Raw genomic sequence first — 26,782 nt, 5'->3', positions numbered from 1 at the left:
AGTTTACGCGGCTGGTTTTGCTACTACTAATCATTATGCGTAAAATTACTTTAGGGGCGCTGTTATTATTTGCAACTGGTTTGATACTGGTTCAATCTTGTTCAAAATCGGGTGCCGGTAACAATGGCGGCGATAAAAGCGATAATACTTTTGATCGTAAAGCGCTGCTCACAAACATGAGCGCCAATATCATTTTGCCGGCTTATACATCTTTCCAGGCATCAGCATCGGCGCTTAACGATGCGGTTATCGCTTTTAACAGCAGTCCTGATGCAGCTAAATTAACAGCAGCTCAAAATGCTTTTACTGCTGCTTATAAGCAATGGCAGTCAACCTCTGAATTTGATTTTGGCCCGGCCAATCAAATTAACTTTAGGGTAAGTGTTAATACCTATCCCGCAGATCTGAGCCAGATTAGTGCCAACATCAATTCTGGTGCATATAATCCCGGCTTACTTGCAAACCTTGCAGCGAAGGGTTTGCCGGCAATTGATTACCTGTTATTTGGTGCAGGAGCAGATAACGCCGCCATTTTAACACAATATACTACTGATAGCCACGCCGCTAACCGCAAAACTTATCTTGCGGCATTAGCGCTCGAAATAAAAACGTCTGCAACTACTGTTTTATCTTCATGGAATGGTGCTTATAAATCTACATTTCTGAGTGCCGATGGTACTGATGTTGGCAGCTCACTTGGGCAATTGGTAAATCAGCTGGTTTATGATTATGAAATAATAAAAAATTATGAGATCGGGGTCCCGGCCGGCGTGCAATCTATGGGTACCGTATTTCCGCAAAAAGTTCAGGCGTATTATTCAAAAACATCGTTACAATTAACTTTGCTACACATTCAGGCAATGCAAAACCTGTATTTGGGCAAAAGTGCTGCAGGTGATGGACTCGGACTGGATGACTATTTGGCGAAGATAAATGCTAAATATAGCGATGGTAAGCCTTTGAACGATGTTATCAAGGCACAATTTGCTGCTGCAATTGCTAAGCTGCAAGTATTAACAGATCCTCTTGCAGATAATATTCGCAACAATCCTACAGCTGTTACTGCCGCATACACCGAACTGCAAAAGCTAACGGTGCTATTAAAAACGGATATGACATCCTCGTTAGGTATCCTAATAACTTTTGGCGACAACGACGGTGACTAACAGGAAATTGGCGAAGAATACATTCCGGGATTGGCTCATCACCCCGACACATATCGCCCCGCTTGTTATTCTGCGAATAGCATTCGGGGTAATTATGCTTTTTAGCACCATTCGCTTTATGATGCGAGGATGGGTGAGCGAGTTCTATATTAAGCCCAGGTTTCATTTTACCTTTTATGGATTTGATTGGGTGAAACCTTTGGGTGAAAAAGGGATGTATGCACTGTTTGCATTGATGGCGGTATGCACAGTGTTAATAGCTGCCGGGTTACTTTACCGTTTGGCGACGGCGTTGTTTTTCCTGAGTTTTACCTATGTAGAACTTATTGATAAAACTACCTATTTGAACCATTATTATTTTGTGAGCATTATGGCTCTGCTATTAATAACGGTGCCTGCCAACCGCTATTTCGCTCTTGACATTTGGCTGAAGCCCCGGCTAAGAGTTACTCATATACCCAGCTGGTGTTTAAATATCTTCAAGCTGCAATTAGTACTGGTTTATTTTTTTGCCGGTTTATCAAAGATCAGTTACGACTGGCTTATTGCAGCTGAGCCTTTGCGTATCTGGCTTCCGGCAAATAGTCACTTATGGCTTATCGGCGGTTTGCTTACCCGGCTTTGGGTAGCCTATGTTTTTAGCTGGTTTGGGATGCTGTTTGACCTGCTTATTGGCTTTTTCTTATTGCACAACCGTTATCGTAAATGGGCTTATGTTTTAGTATTGATATTTCATCTGTCAACCGGTTGGTTCTTTAAGATAGGGATGTTCCCTTATATCATGATCGCTGTAACGTTGGTCTTTTTTTCAGCCAAAACGCATCTGCACATCATCTGTTGGCTACGCAAGATGCTCCTGATACGGAGTAAGCAGGCCGAAAAGGATGTTATTTATCATCAATCGGTATGGCATAACAGAATTGCAGGTGCTTTTTTTACAGTTCATTTTCTGCTGCAGTTGATACTACCGTTCCGATACCTGCTTTATCCGGGCAAATTGTACTGGACGGAAGAAGGATACCGGTTTTCGTGGCGGGTAATGCTGATGGAAAAAGGCGGCACCGCTTTTTTTCATGTAAAAGATCCGGCAACAGGCAAAAGCGCCGAAGTTATCAATGCACAATACTTAACCGAATTTCAGGAAAACATGATGGCTACACAGCCCGACATGATATTACAGTATGCGCATTTCCTTGCCGCCGAGTACCAAAAAAAGGGCATCGCTAATCCAATCGTTACCGCCGAAAGCTATGTAACGTTAAATGGCAGCGGCAGCCGTCTGTACATTGATACAACTATTAATCTGGCCAAAGAGCAGGAAACACTCTTCGGCCATAAAAGATGGATACGTCCATTTAATAAAAAAAAACAATGAAAATATTTGTTACCCTGTTTATGTTAGGGTTTATATCACTTAACCTGTCGGCCCAAACTGTTAACCTGAGTGGCCGTGTTCTTAATAAAAAAGGCGTTGCCGTGGCGGGGGCATCTGTGTTGTTACTAAATACAGATTATCAAAATGCCTGTGATTCGCTCGGGAATTATACCCTGAAGAATGTAAAAAGAGGGAGATACATTTTAGAGGTTACAGCTGTTGGCTATCAGTTAATGAACCGTTCGGTAGAGATAAATGCCGATAAAAGTATTAACATCATATTGCAGGAAAGTATTAACCAGTTAGATGATGTAAACATAACCGCTGGAAAAGATAAGACATCTGCCTTGAGCCATCTTAAAGCCGTAGAAGGAACTACTATTAATGCCGGAAAAAAAAGCGAGGTGATAGTACTTGATAATGAAACTGCTAATAAGGCTACCAATAATACCCGGCAAATTTACAGTAGGGTAGCAGGGCTTAATATATGGGAAAGCGACGGCGCTGGTATCCAATTAGGTATTGGTGGGAGAGGGTTAAACCCCAATCGTGTAACTAATTTTAACACACGTCAAAATGGCTATGATATTAGCGCAGATGCGCTGGGTTATCCCGAAAGCTACTACACACCACCTGCCGAATTGGTTGACCGTATTGAGATATTAAGAGGTGCATCATCACTACAGTATGGGACTCAATTTGGCGGATTGATCAATTTTAAATTACGCGAGGGGGCTAAAAATAAAGCCATTGAAATAACCTCACGGGAAACGGGTGGTTCGTGGGGCTTCTTCAATACTACCAATAGCATTGCAGGTACCGTAGGTAAAGTTCAGTATTATACCTTTTTTCAGCACAAACAAGCCGATGGCTGGCGGCCAAACAGTGAGTTTAATGCCAATACTGCTTATGCAGGGTTAACTTATAAAGCCACCAATAAGCTTTCGCTAACTTTTCAATATACGTATATGGACTATCTGGCCCATCAGCCCGGCGGGCTAACCGATGCTGAATTTGCCGCCGATCCACGCCAATCCATCCGCGCGCGAAACTGGTTTAAGGTAAACTGGAATTTAGGGGCCTTTATATTGGATTACCAGATTAATGATAATCTGAAGTTTAATTCACGTTTCTTTTTATTGGATGCCAGTCGTGATGCAGTGGGTAACCTGGATTATATTAACCGCACCGACAATGGGGCAGATCGTAATTTGTTTGTGGATAAATACAATAATTACGGTAACGAGAGTCGGCTGCTTTATACTTACAAAATCAATAATATTTCGCAAAACTTATTGGTAGGTTTTAGATACTACCATGGCCATACCAATCGTCAGCAAGGCTTGGGCAGTAATGGCAGCGATGCCGATTTCAAGTATGGTAATTCTGATGCAGATTTGAACGCTTATACCCATTATCTTTTCCCAAATGATAATATCGCTTTGTTTGCGGAAAATATTTTTAGGGTAACGCAAAAATTCAGCATTATACCAGGTGTGCGTTTTGAAAATATCATCACAAAAGCCAACGGTTCATATATCACAACTAATACAGATATGGCCGGGAATGTAGTATTCAGACAGGAGTCGCAGGACGTTAAAAATAGCAGCAGACATTTTCTGATAGGCGGTTTGGGTTTTAGTTATATACAAAGTGAAGCCTTGCAGTGGTATGCCAATATCTCACAAAACTATCGCGCCATTAATTTTAATGACCTCAATTCAAGTGTTAAAGGCTTAAAGGTAAATCCGAATTTGCAGGATGAAACAGGATATTCGGCAGATTTTGGAGTTAGGGGAAATGCAGGAGATGCGCTGAATTATGATATAAGTGTTTTTACCATTCATTATAATAACCGTATTGGTACTATTGATACTGCCGATGCCAGTTTTAACGATTACCGTTACCGTACCAATATTGCTGCTTCACGTAATTTTGGCCTCGAATCATTTGCCGAACTGGAGGTGTTACATTTTATAAACGGCAATATGGGGAAAAGCAAACTTTCTGTATTTGGTAATCTTGCTTTAATCAACGCCCGTTACACCAGCAGTAAAGAAACGGCTTTTAATAATAAAAAAGTGGAAATGGCACCAGACATGATCTTTAAAACGGGAGTTACTTATAAATATAACAAGCTTTCTGCAAGTTACCAGGTATCGTATACCAGTTCACAATATACCGATGCAACCAACTCAACCTTTACTGCAAATGCCATTAATGGTATTGTACCGGCTTATACCGTAATGGATTTTTCGGCGCACTATAAGATCAGCCGATTTTTTACTTTAGAAGGCTCCATAAACAACCTGGCAAACAAACACTACTTTACCCGAAGAGCAGAAAGTTATCCCGGTCCCGGAATTATTCCGGCAGATGCACGAGGTTATTATTTGACACTTGAGGTTAAACTATGATGAGGCAGTTACTTTATTTTTTTGAGTCGTCCTAAAATAGGTTGACAGAAATTAATGATTTAAAGATAGTCCTTGTTGGTCGATACCAGCAAGGATTTTTTGTTGATGTACAAATTGTGGTGTTTGATAATTTAAAGCCAAATGAGGCCTTCGACAGTTATAAAGTTTAATAGCTTCTGCAATCATTACCCTTGCCTGCTGTATATCTGCTGGTTTAACCACCAGGAACTCGTTTTTAATAATGCCGTTGATGCGTTCTGCCAAAGCATTCTGATAGCAATCATATCCATCCGTCATAGATGGGGTAATCTGATGTTTGGCCAACAACTGCTGATATTGTGCTGAGCAATATTGCAAACCTCTATCCGAATGATGTATCAATGGCGCTTTGATCTGCTCATGTCTGACAGCCATTTGCATGGCAGCAGCCACACCATCTGTGTGCAAGCTATGATGCAGATGATATCCTACGATCTTTCTTGAATAAGCATCAGTGATCAAGCTAAGATATGCGGTCTCTGCTTTAGTGTCGATATAAGTAATATCGCTTACCCATACTTCGTTAGGCCTCGTTGCCGCTTTCCTGTGTTTAAGTAAGTTAGGATACTTATGTAACCAGTGCTTGGAGTTCGTCGTTTTATGATAAGAGTGCTTTGGTTTGATCAGCATATGTTCCGAACGCAGAAAATCGAATAAAGCATCTCTGCCTATCTTTATTCCCTTGCTTCTGATCTGTTTACCTAAACGATGATAAAGCTTACGCGTACCCAACCTGGGCAAATGGATTCGTTCTTTAATCACATCCGCTTTTACCTGGCTAAGTTCTTTTAAACGCTTTTCTATGCGCTGCTGCTTTTGATAATAGCCCTGACGGCTGATCCCAAACAACCTGCAAGCCTTTGACAGGCTCACTATTCCTTTGGCTTTGAGCCTTTGGATTGCTTGGGCAAAGACTTTTTTGGCAATGCAACACCGTGCTCTTGCTGCAGGATATCGAACATGGTCTTGTAGATCAGGTTCTTGTCCTGTTCATCTTTTAATGCTGCTTCTAATTGTTTGATCCGCTGTTCCGGACTAAGTTCCCGATCGTTTTCCAAGGTGTACTGTTTGGGTAATGTCCAATCTAAGGTACCATGTTTCCTTAACCAAACCAATACCGTACTCCTTCCCTGGATCCCGTAATGTTTTTGAGCCTTTTTATAGGTCAGTTCGCCTTTTTCAACCTGCTGCACGACCTGCAACTTAAAGGCAAGGCTGTAATCGCGCTGACTGCGCCTACTTACATTCTTTGTTCGTTTTTCCATATAAGTCAACTTGAGTGTCAACTTATTTCAGGACGCGACATTTTTAAGATAAAAAGCCCGGTTGCTATTAACCGGGCTTTTTAGTCCTTTTGTAACCTAAGGCATTATCAACGGCAACGGCCATTATCATTACCTTCCATAAAAAAAGGAAGCCAATGTTGTCATAACCAAAACCGAGGGTGTTTCCATGTATTTATCACAATCCTACTCAGAGCGTAGTGTTTTCACCGGGTTGGCCATCGCAGCCTTCACAGCTTGAAAGCTTACGGTAATTAATGCAATGAATAAAGCTGCAAATCCGGCGGTAACGAACATCCAATACTGTATTGTTGTACGGTATGTATAATTTTGCAGCCAATTGTGCATTAGCCACCACGCCACAGGAAAAGCAATGATACAGGAAACCGCCACTAATTGCAGAAATTCCCGGGCCAACAAACCGGTTAGCGCTGTAACTGACGCGCCGAGCACTTTCCTGATGCCAATTTCTTTTGTGCGACGTTCTGCCGTATATGCGGCCAATCCAAATAAACCAAGACAGGAAATGAAAATGGCAAGCATCGCAAACAATCCTGAAAGATTGCCGATGAGCGTTTCGGAAGAAAACAAGTCATCAAAATCTTTGTCGGCAAACCTGTATTCAAAAGGGAATCCGGGGTTTTCCTTTATCATGACCTCCCGGGTTTTTTCTAACGCCTGCGACAAGTTTACATTAGATTTAAAGCGGATAGCCATCACCGTAGCTGAATAATTACCGTTGAATATCAATAAAGGCGCGCCGCTCCCATAAATGTCGTTATATATAAAATCTTTAATTACGCCAACTATCGTTAGTTTATTACGCCATGTGGTCAATATCCCCCCAAGCTTACCTTCTTTGCCCATTAATCTGGCCATACTTTGATTAATGATCACACTTGTACTATCTGCAATTCCAGGATAAAAATCTCGCCCGTCAACTAATTGCATATGCATGGTTTTTATGTACTCTGCGCTTACAACGTTTGAATGAATTGCGAGTTTGGCATTTGGATTTTTACCTTGCCAGTTGTAGCCACCACCAACACTATACACGCGCAATGCGTCATGTAAGCTTGTTGCGGCATTTTCGATATAGCCAGTTGCTAAAAGGCTATTTTTTATCGTGCTAAAATGATCTTTCATATTGCCTTGCAAATCCAGGTAAATAAGATTGTTCTTGTTATACCCCAAATCCCTTTCCTTGATATGCTGAACCTGTTTGTAAACCACTATAGTAGATATAATCAAAATAACAGAGGATGTAAATTGTATGATCACCAGCCCTTTACGAATAAAAATAACACTTGCAGCGCTTTTTACCTTGATGCCTTTTAAAACAGCAATCGGGTTAAACGATGACAAGTAAAAAGCTGGGTAAAAGCCGGCAACAATCCCGGCAACAACTCCTATGCCCAGCAACGCACAGAAATGTACAGGGCTAAGTAGATTAATTGATAGTTGTTTTTGTACAAGATTGTTGTAAACGGGTAATAATATATAAAGAAGTGCGATGGCTATCATTATCGCAATAAATGACATCAACATAGATTCGCTTATAAACTTACCTATCAGGCTTACTTTGTTTGCACCCATTACTTTGAGTACACCCACTTCTTTACCGCGCTGCTCCGAACGTGCGGTGGAAAGATTCATAAAATTGATGCAGGCTATAAGCAAAACAATTATTGCGATCATTGAAAAAAGCCTAACGTACTTAATGCTGCCTCCATCCTGCAAACCGTTCACAAAGTTGCTTCGCAAATGCCAGTCGTTCATACTAAATAAAAAACATTGATTGGTTGCTTTATCTATTTTGGTAGCCAAATAGTTTTTTAGTTTTTTATTAATGGATGCCGTGTCTGCTTTTGGCGAAAGTTCAACAATAGTTTCTGTAAGGTTATTACCCCAGGGCTTTAACCATGTATTTGCATTTTCCCATGTAGTATACGGCGAAAGCCATTGAAAATGATAATAACAGTTTGCAGGCAGATCTTTATATACACCAGTTATTTTATAAAGCCCGTCAACACTGTATGCTCCTTTAGCATTCATTTTAATGGTTTTTCCGACTGGATTACCGTTGCCAAAAAACTTGCGGGACATTGTTTCGCTGATAACTACGTCGTTAGGGTTGTTTAAGGCAGTTGTGCGGTCGCCGTAAACAAAGCTTAACGTATACATGGAAAGTACAGACGGATCGGCATAAATTCCGTTTTCTTTTATAACTTTTTCGCCCAGTACAACAAGCTCATCCATTGCCCAACTGAGACGCCCGCTGTTAACAATACCGGGGATATCCGCTTTTAGAGCTGCAGCGAGTGGCCCCGGTGTAGAACCGTTGGTGTTTATACCCGCATCAGTTTTTTCATTTTGCATAACATGATATAGATAATTACGCTTTGCAAAATTGTGATTGAAATTCAATTCATCTTCAACCCACATAAAAATCAGCGCTGCACTAACTATGCCTATCGCCAAACCAACTATATTCAGGGTACTATAAACCTTATTCTTTTTTAAATTCCGCCATGCGGCTTTGAAATAATTTTCAAACATATTGTTGCAGTTTAATTTGTTACGAGGCCACTTAGGAGGCGTTTCGTGATTCAAAATTAAAGGTGCAAGTTGGTTGCGCGCTCCCAAGTTATAAGATGGGAGTACTTTTTCGAGGTGAATTTTATACTCAAGCGGACTTTTTCCGGTTACCTGCTTAAAAATACGATGAAAGCTGCTTTGCGAATTAAACCCCGATTCAAAGGCAATTCCGAGAAGGGTAATATGATTATAAGCGGGGTCATGCATTTTACGGGTAGCAGCCCGAACACGATATGCATTGATGAAATCATTAAAAGTTTTTTTTAGTGCCTGATTGAGAATACGCGATAATTCATGCGGCGTGATGCCCAGTTTTTCTGCAAGGGAACTCAAGCTTAAGTCAGGATCCTGATAATGCCGGTTTTCTTCAACATTTCTTTTAAGCCAGATGCTCTTTTGCTTAAGATCTAAAGTTAATAACGGCGTATGCGCCAAAACAGCAGTTGTAGGTATTTCAATTTCCGGTTTCAAAAACACCCTGGCCGCCATAAAGATCAACATTGACATTAATAGCAAATAAATGGGGTAGTAGGCCTGAGCGTTCAATTCAAAATGGTAAAAGCAATAATCGGCGACTGTAAAAGGTATCCACAGTAGCCATATCAACCCAAAACCCGAAAGCAAATTTTGAAGCCACTGAAGCTGGTACAGGTTCCGGTCGCCATCAGTGAATTTTAATTCCTTGTAAAAAGTATGAATCAGGATGCGACATCGGTATAGATACGTAACCACCGAAATGAATGCCAAAACATACAAACCGGATGTTAATAATTGAAACAAATGTAAGTTATGTTTTACCGACTCAATTTTGAGAGTTTCCTGTGCCTGAAGAAGGTAAAAACTTAACTCCGGTAACAAGGGTATAAAATGTAACAGATCTTGACGCTTGAGGTTGCGTTCGGGATAAATTACCTTCCGTATGTAAAAATAGAGCATAGGGCCTAACGCCAGTGAACATCGTAATGGCAACAGGCCCCAAAGCGGATTGCCGTAGAAAAGCTTATGATCTGCTGCTACAGATTGGGCTATCCACATAACTGCTATAACAACGATAGCTGCTAAGAAGCGATTTGCCGACTGATTGGCTTTTTTAACAAACCATAAAAGGAACGCAAAAGTAATTGCGATAAACAGCATTCCAAAAAAGGCAAGGTCATAAAGGGTGATATGAAATGTGTAGGTTTTCAAGTAATACAAAAGATCAACTAATGTTCCAAATTTATAATTGTTTAATTGATAGATAGTTGATGGATGTTACGCTTTTATATTGTATCAAAAGCGGACAAGCAAATGTTCGCTTTTGAATTGAGATTTTGATCTGTAGCCTGGCCTGCATTTTTATTTTTCCACTTGTTGCTGTCCACATAAATTCTTAACAGATTCCCTTTGTCAATAAAAGGGATGGCAACTGTTGGGTATGCTTTGCCTTGTAATTTAAATTTTCAATAGCTTATTTAAGTTATTGTTTAATACATGGTGACAATCTAAATTTATGTAATATTTTAATAATCAAGTTATGATAGGATCAACAATTGCCGATATAGCCGTTTCGTTTGATGGCCAGGAGGAAATTCAGCCTAATCAAGGATTTAAGGACTCTGCTTACGCCGCAAGGATCATAGCTACCGGCTGGCAGGTTGGCGAGCCCTGGTGTGCTGCGGCTGCAATTTCAGACTGGACGGACGCATACCAACCATTTGTAGAATTAGCTGCAAAAGCAAAAAAGCTTTACTCATTAAATAGTCAGCAAATGGGCCGCAACTTCCATGCTGATCCGGTTTGGCCAACCAGTACAAATGTGCCGGTGGTAGGCGCAATGGCTATTTATGGCGATGGGGATAGCACAATTACCGGTCATACGGGTATTGTTATCGAAGTAATGACCGATGGCGTTACTTATCGCACCGAAGAAGGAAATACAATCCCTGACGGAAACCCTGGTGACCAGCGCGAAGGTTATATTGTGGCCCAGCATACACATAAAGTTGGGCAACCACATTCAGTTACCGGGCTTAACCTGATCAGGTTTATACACCCGATGGAACCACCTGCAGTTGCCTAACTTTAACTTAGGTAAATGTATTGGGCATTGTAGCTGATGCTTATAAAAAAGAAGCCGTCTCATAATTGACTTTAAGACGGCTTCATAGTGTAATTTGGTTTAGATTTCCAATGAGCGCGAGGCTTTTTACATTCCCTATGCGTTGTTAGCTTAATTGTTGTATTTAATATGGGTTATTAAATCAAGGTTATCAGAAAAAGCTGCGTTTGTGAAACTAAAGGTATTGCCTCCCGGAAATACGAAGTTTTGAATAGCCGATACTGCTTCTTTGAGTTGTATATTACGCTGCTTTTACGCCAAAAAGATATCAGCAATCGAGTCTGAAAGAGTTTTTAGCCGTTTATGAGGATTTTACGATCAGTTCTCCGGCGAAATATAATTATGATCAACTATCTTCCCCGAACAGGTTTGAACAACTCTGCCTGAAGTATCGCGATAAGATGATTAAATCTAAAGCCGCGCCCCAAAAATGAGGACACGGCTTTGAAATTGCCATTTAGAAAAATAATGGTAAAGATTTGCACCAGTTAAGTTTCCAAAGCTATGACTTATAGTTTTCTACCCCGGATGCCACTGCCATGCCTCCATAGGCCAGGTTAAGTAGACCGGCAATGCCTAACCCTACAAGTGTTTCAGGTTCAGTTCCTTGAGGGAGTTTGTCTATTAGTGGCGACATCATGCCATTCAAGTCAAAGCATGTGCCCCCCCAAAAGCCTAAACGGCCGGCCAGATTTTCATTCTCAGAATCGTATGACGCCGCTGTTGTAGGTATCTGCCATAAGATGTTGCCCACACAGTCAATCCATGGCGATTTTGGATTCCAGGCGTTTTGCTGTGGCGAGTTTAAAGGGGTTATATTGACGCGCGTATCAACCAAAACTTTTACAACCATCAGATCTGTAATTATCTCATTGGTAATAGCCCACCACTTATCTTTTTGCAAATCGGGAATCTGTCCCATGATGTCAGGAGCGGCGTAGAAAAAGTAAGCTATTCCGTTCACTACAGTAGCAAATTTGTTAGCAAACACGTTATCTTTATTAGGTCGTGTCTTTTTCATTGTGGTAATAAAAGTTTGGGTTAACGCACCCACGCATCCGGCAATATTTGCAGAAAGAACCAATATTTTATCAAGCTTACTATCAGACGAAATAGCTGCCGATTGAAGCGTCATTTGAGCCGGACTGGCCTTTGCGGGAGCAACGGTTGATGCGTAAACCTGCTGAAGATCTGCGAAGGATGTTGCATTAAGGATCGCATTTGTTGTGTCGTCATCCGGGAATGGTGCTTCGTTGTCGTTAATCAGTTTGTAGATTATCGTGATAGGAATAGCCCCAAGCAGGCACCCAAGATCCATCAAACTCAAATCCTTGCCAACAAAACGTCGGTAAAGAACAGAAATAACCGGAATCTGGATCGTTGCGTTCAGAAGAAGTAAAATTCCATCAACAAGTTCTTTTACAACATCAATAACCGCAATTAAAACGGTTTCTATGCTTTCCAGTAAAGCGTCAACGATGATGCCGGTCAGTGCTTTAAGCAGGTCTGTTATATTAATATCGCCATTATTTGCGATCATATCAATAATCTCGCTTTTGAAGCTGTCACAAGCGTCTGATATAACTTGCTCTTCTGTTGACAACGCTGTAAGCAACGGTTGCATGATCGTCTCGATGTCCCCCAATACGTCAATATTCGGAGCTGCATCCGTGCTGCCACTGCTCATGTTGCTCTTCAACTGATGCATGCACCAGTTGCTTTGCGGATCTGTACCGCCAGGTTGATTCCCAGATGCTGTTGATGAGGTATTGGCCTGACCTGAACCTGCTAAGTTTGCAGGAATATTGTCGGGAATACCAGCCCAGCCATCAATATAACTAATAACATCAGCAAAAGTGTTTTTTAAGTCGGTCTCAGCGGTGTCCAGATTGGCTATGCATTTCGCACCATAAAGGTTGTAAATTGTCGACAAAACATTATGCGTACGAATGATGTCAGCCCAATTGAGCAGCGACCCCAGCCATTTCATAAAATCTTCGAAGAAGATCTTGATTTTGTTGAACACATATTCCACTGCGTGAACCACTGCATTTTTACAGTCGAGCCATACCTCATAAATGGCATTGCCTATTGTTGCCAGAAACTTGTTAATACCATTTTCGATTTTTACAGTGAAGCCGGTAATGACATTAAGTTCATGCCCAATCCAGCTAAAAAAGTCGCCCGCGTCAACAATGATATTGCTGCTGCTTCCGAGCGCTGCGGCAGCAGCCAGTTGCGGATGAACTCCCGCGTGGTATGTGATGGCGCCATTTTCAAAAGAAAGGCCCCAAGCAGATGTATCAATTTGTGCTGCCGCAGAATTGGCCGCATTCAACGTTGGAGTTTGCTTGGAGCCATTGGTTGGCAGCGTTGAATTGACCTGCACAAAATTTGCGAGGGAGGTTGCGGCTGCATCCCGATCGTCGGACGAAACACCTGTGGGGAGCAGTGGTTGTGTGGAGCCGTCATAGTTAGTTACCGTTACTGCAGCAAGCTTTTGACCAGATGTATTATTTGGATCCGAAGACTGCAAAGTTCCCAAAGTAGCCATCGCTTTGGTTAACGGGTCTATGTTGGCAGTAACACTTGGTGTGGCCGTCAGGTATGCTTGCAAACAAACTGCCGCCAAAGTCTGTGTTTCCTGAACAACCGTCAGTACCCCGGTAGGATCAGTGATTACATTAACAGGAACCGTTGGTGAAAGACGATAATAGATATCGTTCATATATACACTCACAGGACTGGTAGATGTAATGGATATTGCGGTGTTGCCAGAAGCTACACCATTGGCATCATTTACCTGAATGTGCGTTGTGAAGCTTTTATACTCATAAATATCGTCTGGTGCTGTAGTTGGCAGCACAATGGTACGTTGATGCCAACTGGTAGTCATCGGGTCTTGTGACAACTGAACCAGGTTCTCGCCGTCGATATGCGCAAAAAGTACGTTGTAACCCTGAGTAAGATTCAGGAAAAATGCGAAGCCTTCGGCCTTGGGTACGAGTGGAACTGGTATAGACCATGCCGATGCATTTGCTTCGCTGCCTGCGGCGCATGTCAGGTAAAAAAGATTACCCTGCGGATCGATTCCCCATACAGCCGTCTTGCTGGCAACGGTTGCGGCAGCCAATTGTGTCGCGCCGTTGAGCAGACTGTTGGTTGAGATTTGTACTGGTGTTGCTCCAGCGAGCTGATTGTCAGGAGTGTATAGGTATAGTCCGTTTGTGCCAGCCACAAAAAGATTACTTACCCCGGCGCTGTTAAAAGATGACGCAATGGAACTGGCCCCGCTCGGTAAAGTCAGGGTTGCTGACTCGGGAGGGGTAGTCGCCGGGTTTTTGGCGAAATAGTTATACTGTGGCGTAAATATGAGTTCTACTTCACTGGAGATGGTTCCAAAAGTATAGATACCTGGTACAGGATCATCGGCGCGGTTACCAAGACAACTTGTTATACTACCAGCGGCAAGGTTAATGGAAATTACGTGTTTATTCCATTGATGGGCGCCACCCGGTGTGATATAGTAACGGTCCAGCAGTTTGAGGGCATTGCCGGGAGAATGGAGGATATCAACGAAAATACTCTCGATAGGCCCTCCATCGGCTGGAACATTCATCAAATAAACATCGGCGATGGTAAGCGGACTTGGCGCGGTACCAGCATCGAAAGGGATGAGAGTCCAGGATACACCATTTGCCCAGGTTGCATCGGTGTTAACGTTTCCCTGTGATAAATAGAGATAATCAACGTTGTTGATTGTCAAAACCAACGCGAGGTCAATCTGGTTTGTCTGGGGATTTTGGTCAATGCTGAAGGTTTTTGCAAGTACGGTTGATCCCGGATGGGCATTCCAAAGCGGTAATCCCAGATCAATCTGGTTCCAGCCGGTATCTGTTGCACTTACCTCGCGGGTCAGGTAAAATTTTGAATCTGTGCCTATGGAGAAGAACAGCGAGTCGCCGTCCTGTGATTGGAGCACATCGAAAGCAAGCGAAGGTGACATCACCACTGCATGCTTTTGGTTATCCATTAAATCGGTTTCAAATAAGATATTCATCGTAATATATATTTTAAAGGTGAAGAGTGGGCGATGAAGCTCGCCCACTCAAAAGGTTTAGGATTGTTCTTTATAAGTGATATGCGATACAAGATCCTGGGTGTCAGAAAAAGAAGCATCAGCGAAGTTAAACGTAGCACCGCCCGGGAAAATGAAGTTCTCAACAAAAGACAAAGGAACATCCTCAAATTTGTTTGCAACAATACTCTGCGCCCAGCTTGTTACGTCATCAGAAAGCTTATCTACATCCGCGAAGAAGTTTAGAAAACTGTTTGCACTTGGCGTTTTTGAGTTGTCTACCGGTGTTGAAGAGGCTAACGCGGCAAAAAGGTGACCATTCCCATCAACTCCAATAGAATACACGTCAGTTATCTGCTTGTCAACAACATTACCGCTGTCGGAGGTGGCCAGTTTTCGGCAGTAAGTATATATAACCAAATGCTGAACAATTGTAATTTGGTCGCCCGCTACACTCACTGAAAGGTCGAATTTACAGGATAGTTCCATTCTTCCGAGCGAACCGCCATCGCCGGCCTGATCCGCAATCGTTCCTGAATCGTAAGAATAGGTAATAATTTCACTTCCGGTTGACGGGAAATTCACCGTAGCGGACTGGCCGGGCGTCATGTCCCATGAATACTGAACGCCAGGATCCAATACGGTACCAACCGTAATTACCTGTACCCAAGGAAGGTAACAGTTACTGGCAACATATTGAGATAGCGATTCTCCGCTGGGCAGCCTGGCAGAATTTAGATACTGCGCAAAAGTATTACGGTTTAATGCTGCAACGCCATCATATGTGCCTACTTCACTGGCGTCAATCCAGTTCCAGCCAAAGCCTGCATGAGTAGTGCTTGGTAATGCATGTCCGTTAGATGCACATAGGTAATTCAGCGTTAGGGGAGCTCCGTCTGTACCGATTGCATCGGGCGTAAAGAAGTTCAGGTCTGTTATGGCTATTGACGCAGGATCGGTAGTGGAGGTTTGCTTAGCCGTGTACCCCAGCATAGATGCTCCACCCAATGTCTTCCAGTAGGTGTTGATAAAATCGCCCGTCATGAAATCATTCAGGAGACTGTTCGATGGAACTTCGGTAAAGGTAAAGCCTTGTTCCAGATCTGAGCTATTCAGATCGTAATACAATTGCTGAACACTAAAAGTTGCCCCGGGTGTGCCCTTTAGTTGCGTTTGTTGGGCTTGAGTAAGATCGGTGAAAGAAGCATCCTGAAAGTTTAAATCAACTGTGCCGGTGAAATTCCATGCGGTGCCTCTTGGCTGCGCCTGGTTTACCCACGTAATGCTGCTTCTGGGGCCAAACTCGATTTCTGTGGCAATAAATTCAGAAAACATAAGGGTATAAGTAACGTCTGATTGTCCTGGCTTAAGCGTGAGAATGTTGGGAAGATTTGCCGGAGCAATACCAAGTGGTAACCCAAGTTTTGCTTTGATGCCAAAAGCAAAGTACGCATTATTTAAGTTTTGCACTGCTGGATCGCTGGAAGCTGTTTTGTCGGCAACGGCGAAGGGGTCTGTTCCGCCGGCTGTCGCCTTAAAATCGTCGAATGTGCCCGTGTACAAAACAGGATTATTGTTGTCATCATATACATAGATCAAGATAACTTCGGATAATTTCCCGTAAAACAGGTACTGGTTTAGCGCAGCATTAATGCTGTCCTGAGTGACAGCCACGACATAATCGAAGGCTGGTGCAGTTGAACTGCTGGAGGATAAATTTGATTGTTGTAATCCCATGATTGTTTTGATTTTGAAAATATAGATTAATTGTAAAAATTCATTTTGCACTGATGTTCAAAGCTACTTCGTCATAAATGGATGGGTAATAGCTTAAACAGGCTGTTGTTTTTATGTGGTTTTGTTAAAATCATATATGTATTTTTTCCACTATAAATATTTAGTTATTAGCTCTGTTGCTTTTCTAAATTTATTGATCAAACAGGCTTCAGTTTACCCTGCGCGTTTTGTCCGTAATACACGGTTACCATTGGGGCTGCGGTACTCTCTTCATAAAACATTTGCAACAACGTATCATTGATACTTAACTGCGATGTTGCCACTACATCGTATCCAAACTTGGCCGATGAGAGATTTGGTTGTGACGCGCTCATAAATTTGTTTTTTGAGTGTTTGTATAAATTGTCTTTAACTCCAAATTTTTATTTGTAAAACCCGTTGTATTGGACAAAAGCTGCCTGTAACGCATGTGAATGCGTCAGAAAAAAATGCTTTTTAAATTTTGTTTCTATTACGGTGGGCTAACGATATTTAAGCTTTGCCCTGGTTCGACCTACATTTGCGGGTCGGTGTTTTCCTTTGTATTGTGTTACAAAGTAACTGCAATACCCACTGATAGCCAATAGCTTAAATAAGCTATTTTGTTTTTGAGAGTGCGTTTTTACCACCAAAATGTACTTAAAGAACGATGTTTTATTAACCCGGATACTGTTTAATTACCAGATTGCGGCTGAGTAGCCGGGGCTTCAGCAGGCTTTTCCGTCTGAACATTATCTGTATTACCATTCTGAGACGCAGGTTGAATTGCCGGCGGATCATTTTCTTTGGCTTTCAGCGCAAGATAAGTGGCGCTGCTGAGTCCGGTTAAGGCTAATAGCGTATTGCTTAGCTCGGGTAATTCGCAGCCGGCGGTTATTTCGGAGGTTTTATATAAATAAACAATGATGGCAATAATTGTCCAGGCAAGGTTCTGAAAACGGTGTAAACTTATGCCATTATCATCCGACAGGATATCAATAAAAAAGCCTTGCGATGGCGAGTTTTGATGCCGGGGCCTGTTATCATTCATTTCACTTTTATCCATAAAAGAGGAGGCAACGGCTGTTCCTGCAAAGATGCCCATCAACGCCAGTGCCGTTTGGTTGATTGGTGCTGCTGCACAATCGCCCTTGCAGAGCGACAAATAAATATAAACGGATGATATGATCACTGTCCATAAGCCAAACTGAACTTTAGTAAGGCTGAATGGTGCCGTTTTGTTAACCATTTTCCATTTTTGTTTTTGCTGTTGTAATTGTGCATTTTGGTTAAATTCGACGATGTTGCTTACCTCGTCTCTCAGGATATTGGTATAAATGGAAAGAATAACAAATAAACCGGCGATAAGAACGATGACAGCTACAGCAGTTTCGCATTTAAGATCGTAGGTGGATTCTGACTTACAGCCCGGTGCCAAAAAAAGCATGCTGCAGAGTAGTACCAAGAAAAAAGGACGTTTCATGATTTTATTTGATTATTAAAAATATCTGTTTTACTGTAATGTGTTTATTGTAAGGATTTTAGTTCTGCCATGACATTGCGATAGGCTAAATTGCTAACCATTGCACTTCCTGCAAAAGGATGATCAAGTTGGTAAACCAACAACAGGCACATGGCTATAAAGCTGGAAAGGAAAAGCAGGTAGATCCTTTTCAGGAGCATTGACGGTACCTGGAAGAAATAGGAAAAAATGATGAGCATAATGCTGCCTGCCTTTAAAATAAACCAAACTAATGCTGGCACTTGCGACCTGTTATGATCAAGCCTGTCCCGGCGCAAATCTGAAATAGTGCTTAAATCTTCATCTATTACAGTAAATATTCCCTGTTGACGATTACCTTCTGGCTTGGTATCAAGCAGCAACAAACGCAATTTAGGTATGGCACTGGGCTGGTCGGCTTCATTTGTATTTTTCATATGCCATTCGTCATAAACTACTTGGTTGCAATAACTATAAAGCGAATTCTGTATGGGTATCTTAAGGTCATGCGGAAGTTTCTGGCTATGCGAAAGGATACCATTCAACTTGTCGCCCTCATTTTCGATAATTTTATTAAGGTCATCGTAATTACTCCAAACGGCCACGATCACAAATGCAAGTATCAGTGAATAGATGGCGCTCATTCCGCCAAATATGATACCCGCCACCTCGTTGCCGCGCTGTTGTTTTTCAGGACGATAAATGAGGTGGAAAATATACAGGCCTGCTTGCGAAAAAATAACGTAAAAAAGGATAAATGAAATACACAGATACCCTGAAGGGATTTCATTTATAAATACCGATGGCAACGTATCAGTTAACATGACATCATTATACTTTGATAAGGCTGGTTACGGTACCCACTACAAGATTGATAATAGCCTGTTTAAATCTGTCTATTTGAACTTCAGCAAGTCCTGCTTGTTTTAAGGCAAGCATTTCATTTAGGCCTTCTTCGCCTTTAAGCAGGAACGCCAGATCATCAGTTGTGAGTGATCCATTCTGAACCTCGGCAGTCCAGGTTTGTAGATTTTCCTTCATATTCTCAAGCGCAAGCTCACCATCTGATTTGGCTTGGTCAAAGTAGGATTGAAAGGAGGCTTTAGCTATTGATATTACGTTTGTTTGTAATTGCTGATAAAGCTCGTCGAAATTGATATTGCTCATGGTATGGAATTTTATCGTGTTAATTGTTAAGCTGATCCGGTTTTATTTTCCCGCTCTCCAGCTGCGAAAGCTCATCGAAAGATTGTCCTACCAACTTCTGTGCTTCCTTTATAAATGTAGTATCGAGTGTGCCGTTTTTTTGCCACCGCTGTACAAAGCCCCCAAATAAACCACCATTGGGATCATTGATCAATACCCACATTTTTTCTGAAATGGTGTTTTTGGGTAGGTTCTTTTTGTATTCTATCATCTTGGTAATGGATGATTGCACGTTGTTGACGTCATTGAGGTGGTTGTCATACTTGTCTGTTGCCAAATTCATAATGTTCAATGCATCCACCTTAATAGAGGTAGTTTGGGTATAGGCGTATTGGTCATATTTGCCTATAGTAGAGCATGATGTTGCCAAAAGTATAATACCAGGCAGCAATACCGGGGTTATTTTTTTAAAAAGAAAATTGATCATGGTTTTTGTATTAAATGTTTAAAAATTAGGGTATAGTATTTCAATGACGGCATATTTTTCGTTTACCGGTTATAGTTATAAAATCAACAATTTGATCTGTTGCAAATACCTGAAAAAGGCACCTGATTATTATTTATTATAAGCCTGTTCCGAAACCAGGCGGCTGGAAATCGTTTCCCGGACTTTAACACCCAAACCACAAAAACAGGTTGGGTGCCCTTTCATCAAAGTAGCTTGAACAACCTGATTTTTCGCAACGCTTTCCGGATTAACCTTCAAACTATATTTTTTTGAATGGCAGTTGCCACCGCCTCCGACACACTGTGTACATGCATCTTCTGATATATATTTTTGATATGGTTATTAACCGTAAAAGGTGATATGAATAAGCTTGAAGCAATCATTTTTTGGCTGTAGCCCTTCACGAGGCATGATAATATATCAATTTCCCGCTTTGATAATTCATATAAGTCTTTGTTGCTTTTAGTTTTGACATTCTTTTTGCTGAAATACTCTAACACTCGTCTTGCTATTGCCGGTGTCATGGGTGCCCCACCATTAACCACCTCATGGATCCCTGCAATAAGTTTTTCATTCGGTGCTTTTTTTAAAATATATCCGTGTGCGCCTGCCAGCAGGCTGCTGAAAAGATTTTCATCATCCTCAAATACGGTTTGCATGATGATATAAGTGTCAGGAAAATACTGCTGCAACAACTTTACCCCGGCAATACCATCGGTTCCTGGCATATGAATATCCATTAGTACCACATCGGGCGGGTTGTTTTGCATGTTAACCACCAGGTTACTGCAATCTTCATATTCGCCAATGCAATCCATGTCGTGTTGCAAACTGATCATCAGTTTAAGCGCTTCCCGGCGATCTTTGTGATCATCAAATACGGCAATCTTGATCATGTGATTTATTTTAATAAGTTTCTTATAAATTGTTTACTGACATCAGCTGAATACATTACAAATGTACAGGTGTATGAATTGTATAACAATAGCTTAAATAAGCTACTTTTAATAATATTAAAAGGTCAGATAAATTTCTGTTCCGTGGCCTGGCCTCGATGTGATCTTAATCTTACCCTTAAGGCTCGTGGCTCTATGATCCATGTTAGCCAGCCCGTTACTGCTTTTTTTCACATGGGTAATATCAAAGCCCTTACCATCATCTTTAATAACCAGCGAAATCATATTATTGGCAGAAAATAACATGATCCATACATTTTTGCCCTGGGCATATTTGGCTATATTGTTTAACGCTTCTTTATAAATTAAATACAGGTCGCGGCGTTTTTCCATTGGCAGGCGTCTTTTGTTCAGGCTTTCATCAAATTCAAAATGCAGTATATAGCCTTTTGCTTCAAATATTTGATAGGCGTGTTCACGCATGCGGCTGATGATGCTGTCGAACGCGTCGTTTTTAGTATGGATATTCCATACAATATCACTCATCGATTCCATGATCTCAGTGGCGCTTTCGGTTATCTTATTAACAAGCGGTTCATTTTCAAGTTGTGCATTGTTCATTTGTTGCTGCACAATTTTGGAGTATATAGCAATGGTGCTTATTGATGAGCCTACTTCATCATGAAGGTCTCTGGCTATCCTGTTACGGAGCCTTTCAAGTTTGGTTAGCTGGTAAAGCCTGTATCTGTAAAATGCATAAGTTGAAGAAATTGACATAGCTGCGCTGAGCGAGTAGAACCACCACGTCATATACCAGGGCGGAATAATAACTATCTCCAGGTTGGTGTAATCATCCCCCCAAATCCCGTCTTCAAAATCGGCCTGTACTGTAAATGTATAACTCCCGGGATCAAGATTGGTATAAGTAACCTCATGTTGATTTTTTATATATAAATAATCTTTGTCGAAGCCTTTCATCATGTAACGGTATCTGATATTATCGGGGTTCCGATAATCCATTGCAGCAAATTGAAGTGTTAAAACATTTTGCTCGTATTGCAAAGTGATGCTTTTTGAATAGCCAATGCTTTTTTTTAAAATAGAGTTATTTTTGCCCGGCCGCACCGATTCATTAAATACTTTCAAGTCTGTGATAATAACTTTTGGCGGGGGCAGCGTTTCAATATCGTTGGGGTCAAAGTAATTAATGCCATTTAAACCACCAAAAGCAAGTAGCCCTCCCGATATCCTGCAATAGGCATAACGATTAAATTCATTTCCCTGTAAACCATCGCTTACGTCAAAATTGCGCACTTTTCCGTTAGTTATATTAAGCCTGGAAAGCCCACGGTTTGTACTCAGCCATAAATCGCCGTTGTTGTCGGATAAAATGCCATATATCACGTTATTGGCCAGTCCATCCTTGGTATCATAGTGCAAAAACTTGCCGGTAGCCTTGTCTAACTTGTTTAGCCCGCCGCCTTTAGTGCCAACCCACAAGTACCGGTGTGGCTGGAAAGGATCGTTTGCCAGCGACAGCATGAAATTATTGCTAAGACTTAAAGTATCCGTTAACTCATGACTGTAATGTTTTATTATTTGATTAGTTGCTGTATTAAAACAAAAAAGCCCGTTGGTGGATCCCAGCCATAATAATTTCTCATCCTGGTAAATATTTTGCAAAAAATCATAATCATAAAGTTTGGGCCCGATGGAATAGCTGAACCTTGTGAATTTGCCCGAAGAGGGCTCGAATTTTACAAAATACTTATTGTATCCCATCCATATATTGTTTTGAGGGTCTGCATACAGAGGGTAGGGTTGGGTTACATTTTCGTTAAAAGGCAAGTAAAATTTCCTCACACTTTTTGTGGTTTTATTATAACGGACTATTGCCCCATTGATCCCAGTCCAGAAATTGCCGAAGGCATCTTTAGCCAAAGAAATCACTCCAAACTTTGGGAAATGTTTTTTTAGAGTTGAAGCATCGATAAACCTGGTAATTGCAACTGTTCCGTTAGCCTTGATTTGTATGGAATCGAAATTATTGGTAAAGATCTTATCAGGATTGTCTCCTATGAGCTGGTAGTGATTAACACCCGGTAACAGGTGGTGAAACAGTTCAATTTCGGGATCGTATTTTAAAATCCCATACCCTCCGGTTGCAATCCAAATCACTCCTGACCTGTCCTTGTAAAACGTAGTTGTACCCTGTAAACCTTTGTTTTGCAACGGCTCGTCTGAAGAAATGTATTTTAAAGTACCTGTCAGCAAATTAATTGTTGTTAAACCATCACCCTCAGAGATCCAAAGGTTATTTTTATTGTCGGTTACCCATGAAATTTGCTTGGGGTTATAAGCATAAACGTAATCGGGTTTGCTAAAATCGCCATAAGGAAACCTGACAATTTTTTTATAGTTTAATAATAAATTGTGGCTTATAGTATCTTCTGTCAATGCCGGAACGAAATTTGGTTCCATTGGCAAAAATTTAAAGCGTATTTTCAAAATATAGCTGCTTTTTACACTGGTATCGTCAATCAGTTCCCAAACGGTATTATGAGAAGTAATAAGAACCCGGCCATGACTATCAACAAACAAATTTTCTGCACCGTAATCCTTCTTTTTTTTTTCACGGTCTGCATTGTTATCCAAGTTAATATGTGTAAAAACCATGGCATAGTCATTTAACGACAGGGGCGGGCCTGTGGGCTCATGGCGTAGCCTTTTGTGAATCGTCAAACGGTCAATTCCATAACGCGTCCGGATCCAGATGTTGCCGGTGTAATCCTCGCTCAGTCCTAATACTTCGTCGGAGCGGAGCCTGTTACCTGAACTATAACGAAAGTGATAAAAACTGTTGTTTTCGCGGTCAAAAAGGTCAAGCCCGTCATGACGGGTGCCAACCCACATCCAGCCCCGTGAGTCTTCAAGTAATGCGGTAAGGTCATCACTTGCTATCGAAGCTGAATCTTTGGCGTCGTGGTGGTAAATTGTGAATTTGTAACCATCATATTTGTTCAACCCATCGCCGGTTGCAAACCACATTAAACCGGTTTGGTCTTGAATGATGCTGCTTACAAAGCCCTGCGACAGGCCATCATCAATTGAGTATGCTTGAAATTTTAACTGGATTTTTGTTTGTGCAAAAGCACACGATAGCAGCATATTTAAAGCCAATAAAAAAAATATATATAAAGGAGGGGGCCCTTTTAGCATTAGATGTAGGTTTATTCCGCTTTTTTCTCCAAAATCAATCGAACATTCTTATTAGTTGTACAAATTATTAAAAAAGAAATATTCTTTCGGAAAAATATTTCTTTAATGCAATAGCTTATTTAAGTCATTTTGCGCTCACCATACCAGTACACACACCATTTCAAATAATGTCTTTGAATTTGCCAGGGCCTGTTTGTCGGCGGTTAATTGCCGACAGATAAATTACTATAAATGATTTTTAAGCAGGGATCTTGATAGGACCATTGACCCGATGAAATTTACGTTAGTATTATATAGTTGTATATGTCTGAATTATTAGAGATTACAGATAGAATTAAGAGCACTTTTACAAGAGAAGAGTTTGTAGCCAAAACACTGTTAGCAAAAGAAGGCGCTATCGCTAAAAAATTGTTTTACATCGAAAGGTATAAATACATCGGCAGAGTTAGTGATCAATAAATCCCAGAAAGAGGTTTTTAATTATCTTTCGAGCCTAAAAAACCAGGAGCATTACAATAGTTGGCTGATCCCGGAAAGATCTACAGTGGCACCGAGGGTTAACCCGGCTTTAGCATGTTTTGGGAAAACAATAACAGAAAAAATGGGAAGGGATCGCAACACATTATCGGTTTGAGATATCCGGATCAAATCAAAAAACAGGTTAACCGACACATGCAAACGAGTTTACAAAACGCCAAAAGCAAATTGGAGCATAATTTATAATTTTGCCTTATGCCTCATCTGTTATCAAATAACATAAACATCTATTATGAAATTCATGGTCAGGGCTTTCCTCTCATCCTGGTCAGTGGCCTTGGAGGAGACCGTACTTTTTGGCAAGCCAGTATCGAGCCGCTTTCGGCACAGTTTCGGGTAATCATTTTTGATACCCGGGGTATCGGGCGTACGGATGCTCCTGAAGAAGCATATAGCATGGAACTGTTTGCCGATGATTTGGCCGGGTTAATGGACGCCTTGCAGATATCGCAAGCGCATATCCTGGGTTTTTCGATGGGAGGGCAGATAGCTTTGCAGTTTGCATTAAAATATCCTCAAAAGATAGATAAGCTCATTATTGCGGCATCCTGTGCTAAACTCAACACACAGATCCGTTTGTACGTAGATGCGGTATTGGAAGTTTATGAAGGCGGTATCACTACAAAGCAAATGTTTGAGCTGATTGCGCCCTGGTTATTCTCCAATAGTTTTTTATCTGTTCCTGGTAACGAAGCTTACCTGCAATATGATGAAAACGACCCCGAACAGCAGCCATTGTATGCCTGGAGAAACCAATACCTGGCGCAAAGGGCTTTTGACGCAACACCGAAATTGAAGGACGTTAAGGCTGGCCCATTGATCATTACGGGCGAACTGGATGTTTTTGCGCAATTGAGCGATGCAATGGCACTACATGAAGGGTTAAGCGGCTCCACGCTCAAGATCATTCCCGGCGCGGGCCATTTATTTAATTTTGAGCAGCCGAAAATATTTCATGATACGGTTATAAACTATTTGAATAGCTAATATTAATTATGATGATCAGGGCGTCGCGACTGGCTTAACTTGAGTTTCGTACAATTAATTTGGTTTTCAATACCACAGTGGGTGCCTTCCATTGCTCTACTGATAGTTCTATCTGTTTAAGCAGCAGGTCGGCAGCGGTACGGCCCATTTCGCTTATGGGTTGTTCAACGGTGGTTAGCGGCGGTTCTATAAGGTGCGAAACGTAATCGTTACTGAAGCCAACAACTGCAATATCTTCAGGAATCCTCAATCCGCTTTCTTTTATAATGCGGATGGTTTCGATTGCCGTTGGGTCATTGATACAAAAAATGGCATCCGGGCGATCAGGTAAAGTCAAAAAGTAATTGACATAGATCTTCACTTTTGGGAGCGAAAGGTCATAGTGTACAATGAGATCGTTATCTGCCTGTATATTGTTTTTCTTTAAAGCATCCATATATCCGGATTTTCTCCGGTGTGAAATACTTAGTGATTCCGGGCCGGATAGGTGGGCAATCCGCTTCCGGCCGCGGTCAATAAGATGTTGTACAGCAGCATAAGCGCCTTCGTAGTCTTCTACAATTACCTTGGGTACAATCATTTCATCGCACACCCGGTTAAAAAACACAATTGGGATTCCCTTGCGCTGAAAAATTTTTAAATGATCAAAGTTATTGGTTTCCCGGGTCATTGATACCAGCAGGCCATCTACCTGGTAAGCCAGCATTACCTTGGCGTTGGCAACCTCTGTTTCGTAGCTTTCGTCCGATTGGGCAATGATAAGGTTGTAGCCCGCTTCCTTTGCCCGTTCCTGCGCGCCAATGATCACCTGCGGAAAAAACGATCTCGTAAATTCAGGCACAAGGATCCCGATAGTATGACTGCGCTTTTTCATCAAACCGATAGAGTACATGTTACGCTGATATTCCAGGTCGCCTGCAAGTTTCAATACCTTCTCCCGTGTTGAGGCGTGCACATTAGGATGACCGGTTAGCGCTCTTGAAACCGTCGACTTGGAAATTCCCAATTCCCTGGCAATATCGAAAATGGTGGTTTGATGATTTTTCATGTAAAACAAACTTAAGCATCCTTGCAACAAGTTGGGACAACATTGGGACAGTTTTGTTATGGGAGCGTTTCCAAAAATGGGAGCGTTCCCAATTTAATTTGTCGCCCTTTTTGTCGGCTGATCAATTA

General features: G+C 41.5%; 18 protein-coding genes. 6 read left to right on the top strand and 12 right to left on the bottom strand.

Going from position 1 to position 26,782, the window contains the following annotated elements:
• Positions 1 to 35 precede the first annotated feature (35 nt).
• Genes MTO98_RS17755 through MTO98_RS17745 form a run of 3 tightly spaced genes read left to right on the top strand, consistent with a single transcriptional unit; the run spans position 36 to position 4,958 of the window.
• Entirely contained in the window at positions 36 to 1,166 is a 1,131-nt protein-coding gene (locus MTO98_RS17755) for an imelysin family protein (protein WP_243480228.1), read from the top strand.
• Entirely contained in the window at positions 1,159 to 2,541 is a 1,383-nt protein-coding gene (locus MTO98_RS17750) for an HTTM domain-containing protein (RefSeq protein ID WP_243480227.1), read from the top strand. The genes MTO98_RS17755 and MTO98_RS17750 overlap by 8 nt, the downstream gene beginning before the upstream one ends.
• Complete coding sequence (locus MTO98_RS17745; RefSeq protein ID WP_243480226.1) at positions 2,538 to 4,958, top strand: TonB-dependent receptor; 2,421 nt, start codon at positions 2,538 to 2,540, stop codon at positions 4,956 to 4,958. Before MTO98_RS17750 ends, MTO98_RS17745 begins: the two co-directional genes overlap by 4 nt.
• A gap of 51 nt (positions 4,959 to 5,009) precedes the next feature.
• Here MTO98_RS17745 and MTO98_RS17740 read toward each other — a convergent pair.
• Together MTO98_RS17740 and MTO98_RS17735 are read right to left on the bottom strand one after the other, a co-directional pair.
• Positions 5,010 to 6,262 (bottom strand): IS3 family transposase gene (locus MTO98_RS17740; protein WP_371825378.1). Its coding sequence is split into 2 segments (ribosomal slippage): positions 5,010 to 5,920 and positions 5,920 to 6,262, totalling 1,254 coding nucleotides; the frame shifts between segments, so codons are not numbered across the junction.
• A 204-nt stretch (positions 6,263 to 6,466) separates the two neighbouring features.
• On the bottom strand, positions 6,467 to 10,066 hold the full coding sequence (locus MTO98_RS17735) for an ABC transporter permease (protein WP_243480224.1): 3,600 nt from the start codon (positions 10,064 to 10,066) through the stop codon (positions 6,467 to 6,469).
• A gap of 328 nt (positions 10,067 to 10,394) precedes the next feature.
• Between MTO98_RS17735 and MTO98_RS17730 the strand changes: the two genes are divergently transcribed.
• The gene (locus MTO98_RS17730) at positions 10,395 to 10,940 is read left to right on the top strand and encodes a CHAP domain-containing protein (protein WP_243480223.1); all 546 of its coding nucleotides are present in this window, start codon (positions 10,395 to 10,397) and stop codon (positions 10,938 to 10,940) included.
• A gap of 541 nt (positions 10,941 to 11,481) precedes the next feature.
• Here the strand turns inward: MTO98_RS17730 and MTO98_RS17725 are convergent.
• The 9 genes from MTO98_RS17725 to MTO98_RS17685 all read right to left on the bottom strand — a co-directional run bounded on the left by MTO98_RS17725 (position 11,482) and on the right by MTO98_RS17685 (position 24,031).
• Positions 11,482 to 15,039: a hypothetical protein gene (locus MTO98_RS17725; RefSeq protein WP_243480222.1), complete on the bottom strand. Its 3,558-nt coding sequence runs from the start codon at positions 15,037 to 15,039 to the stop codon at positions 11,482 to 11,484.
• A 57-nt stretch (positions 15,040 to 15,096) separates the two neighbouring features.
• Positions 15,097 to 16,794, bottom strand: a complete 1,698-nt coding sequence (locus tag MTO98_RS17720) for a hypothetical protein (protein WP_243480221.1) — start codon at positions 16,792 to 16,794, stop codon at positions 15,097 to 15,099.
• 197 nt (positions 16,795 to 16,991) lie between these two features.
• Complete coding sequence (locus tag MTO98_RS17715; protein WP_243480220.1) at positions 16,992 to 17,168, bottom strand: hypothetical protein; 177 nt, start codon at positions 17,166 to 17,168, stop codon at positions 16,992 to 16,994.
• A gap of 338 nt (positions 17,169 to 17,506) precedes the next feature.
• On the bottom strand, positions 17,507 to 18,295 hold the full coding sequence (locus MTO98_RS17710) for a hypothetical protein (protein ID WP_243480219.1): 789 nt from the start codon (positions 18,293 to 18,295) through the stop codon (positions 17,507 to 17,509).
• Positions 18,296 to 18,339: 44 nt separating this feature from the next.
• On the bottom strand, positions 18,340 to 19,137 hold the full coding sequence (locus MTO98_RS17705; protein WP_243480218.1) for a DUF4239 domain-containing protein: 798 nt from the start codon (positions 19,135 to 19,137) through the stop codon (positions 18,340 to 18,342).
• 7 nt (positions 19,138 to 19,144) lie between these two features.
• The gene (locus tag MTO98_RS17700) at positions 19,145 to 19,480 is read right to left on the bottom strand and encodes a hypothetical protein (RefSeq protein ID WP_243480217.1); all 336 of its coding nucleotides are present in this window, start codon (positions 19,478 to 19,480) and stop codon (positions 19,145 to 19,147) included.
• Positions 19,481 to 19,499: 19 nt separating this feature from the next.
• Positions 19,500 to 19,946, bottom strand: a complete 447-nt coding sequence (locus MTO98_RS17695) for a hypothetical protein (protein WP_243480216.1) — start codon at positions 19,944 to 19,946, stop codon at positions 19,500 to 19,502.
• Between the two features lie 275 nt (positions 19,947 to 20,221).
• Positions 20,222 to 20,863, bottom strand: coding sequence for a response regulator transcription factor (locus MTO98_RS17690; protein WP_243480215.1), 642 nt, complete (start codon positions 20,861 to 20,863; stop codon positions 20,222 to 20,224).
• A 117-nt stretch (positions 20,864 to 20,980) separates the two neighbouring features.
• A complete protein-coding gene (locus MTO98_RS17685; protein WP_243480214.1) occupies positions 20,981 to 24,031 on the bottom strand; it encodes a two-component regulator propeller domain-containing protein in 3,051 nt (1,016 codons plus the stop codon).
• Between the two features lie 354 nt (positions 24,032 to 24,385).
• Here MTO98_RS17685 and MTO98_RS17680 point away from each other — a divergent pair, with 354 nt between their 5' ends.
• Together MTO98_RS17680 and MTO98_RS17675 are read left to right on the top strand one after the other, a co-directional pair.
• A complete protein-coding gene (locus MTO98_RS17680) occupies positions 24,386 to 24,541 on the top strand; it encodes a hypothetical protein (protein WP_243480213.1) in 156 nt (51 codons plus the stop codon).
• A gap of 273 nt (positions 24,542 to 24,814) precedes the next feature.
• Positions 24,815 to 25,606, top strand: coding sequence for an alpha/beta fold hydrolase (locus MTO98_RS17675; protein ID WP_243480212.1), 792 nt, complete (start codon positions 24,815 to 24,817; stop codon positions 25,604 to 25,606).
• A 34-nt stretch (positions 25,607 to 25,640) separates the two neighbouring features.
• Here the strand turns inward: MTO98_RS17675 and MTO98_RS17670 are convergent, their stop codons facing one another.
• Positions 25,641 to 26,654, bottom strand: a complete 1,014-nt coding sequence (locus tag MTO98_RS17670) for a LacI family DNA-binding transcriptional regulator (protein ID WP_243480211.1) — start codon at positions 26,652 to 26,654, stop codon at positions 25,641 to 25,643.
• Positions 26,655 to 26,782 lie beyond the last annotated feature (128 nt).

This window comes from Mucilaginibacter sp. SMC90, from assembly GCF_022811725.1.
Taxonomy (GTDB): Bacteria; Bacteroidota; Bacteroidia; order Sphingobacteriales; family Sphingobacteriaceae; genus Mucilaginibacter.
Note: the sequence above shows the minus strand (reverse complement) of the source record. Positions and strands in the feature narration are given on the sequence as shown.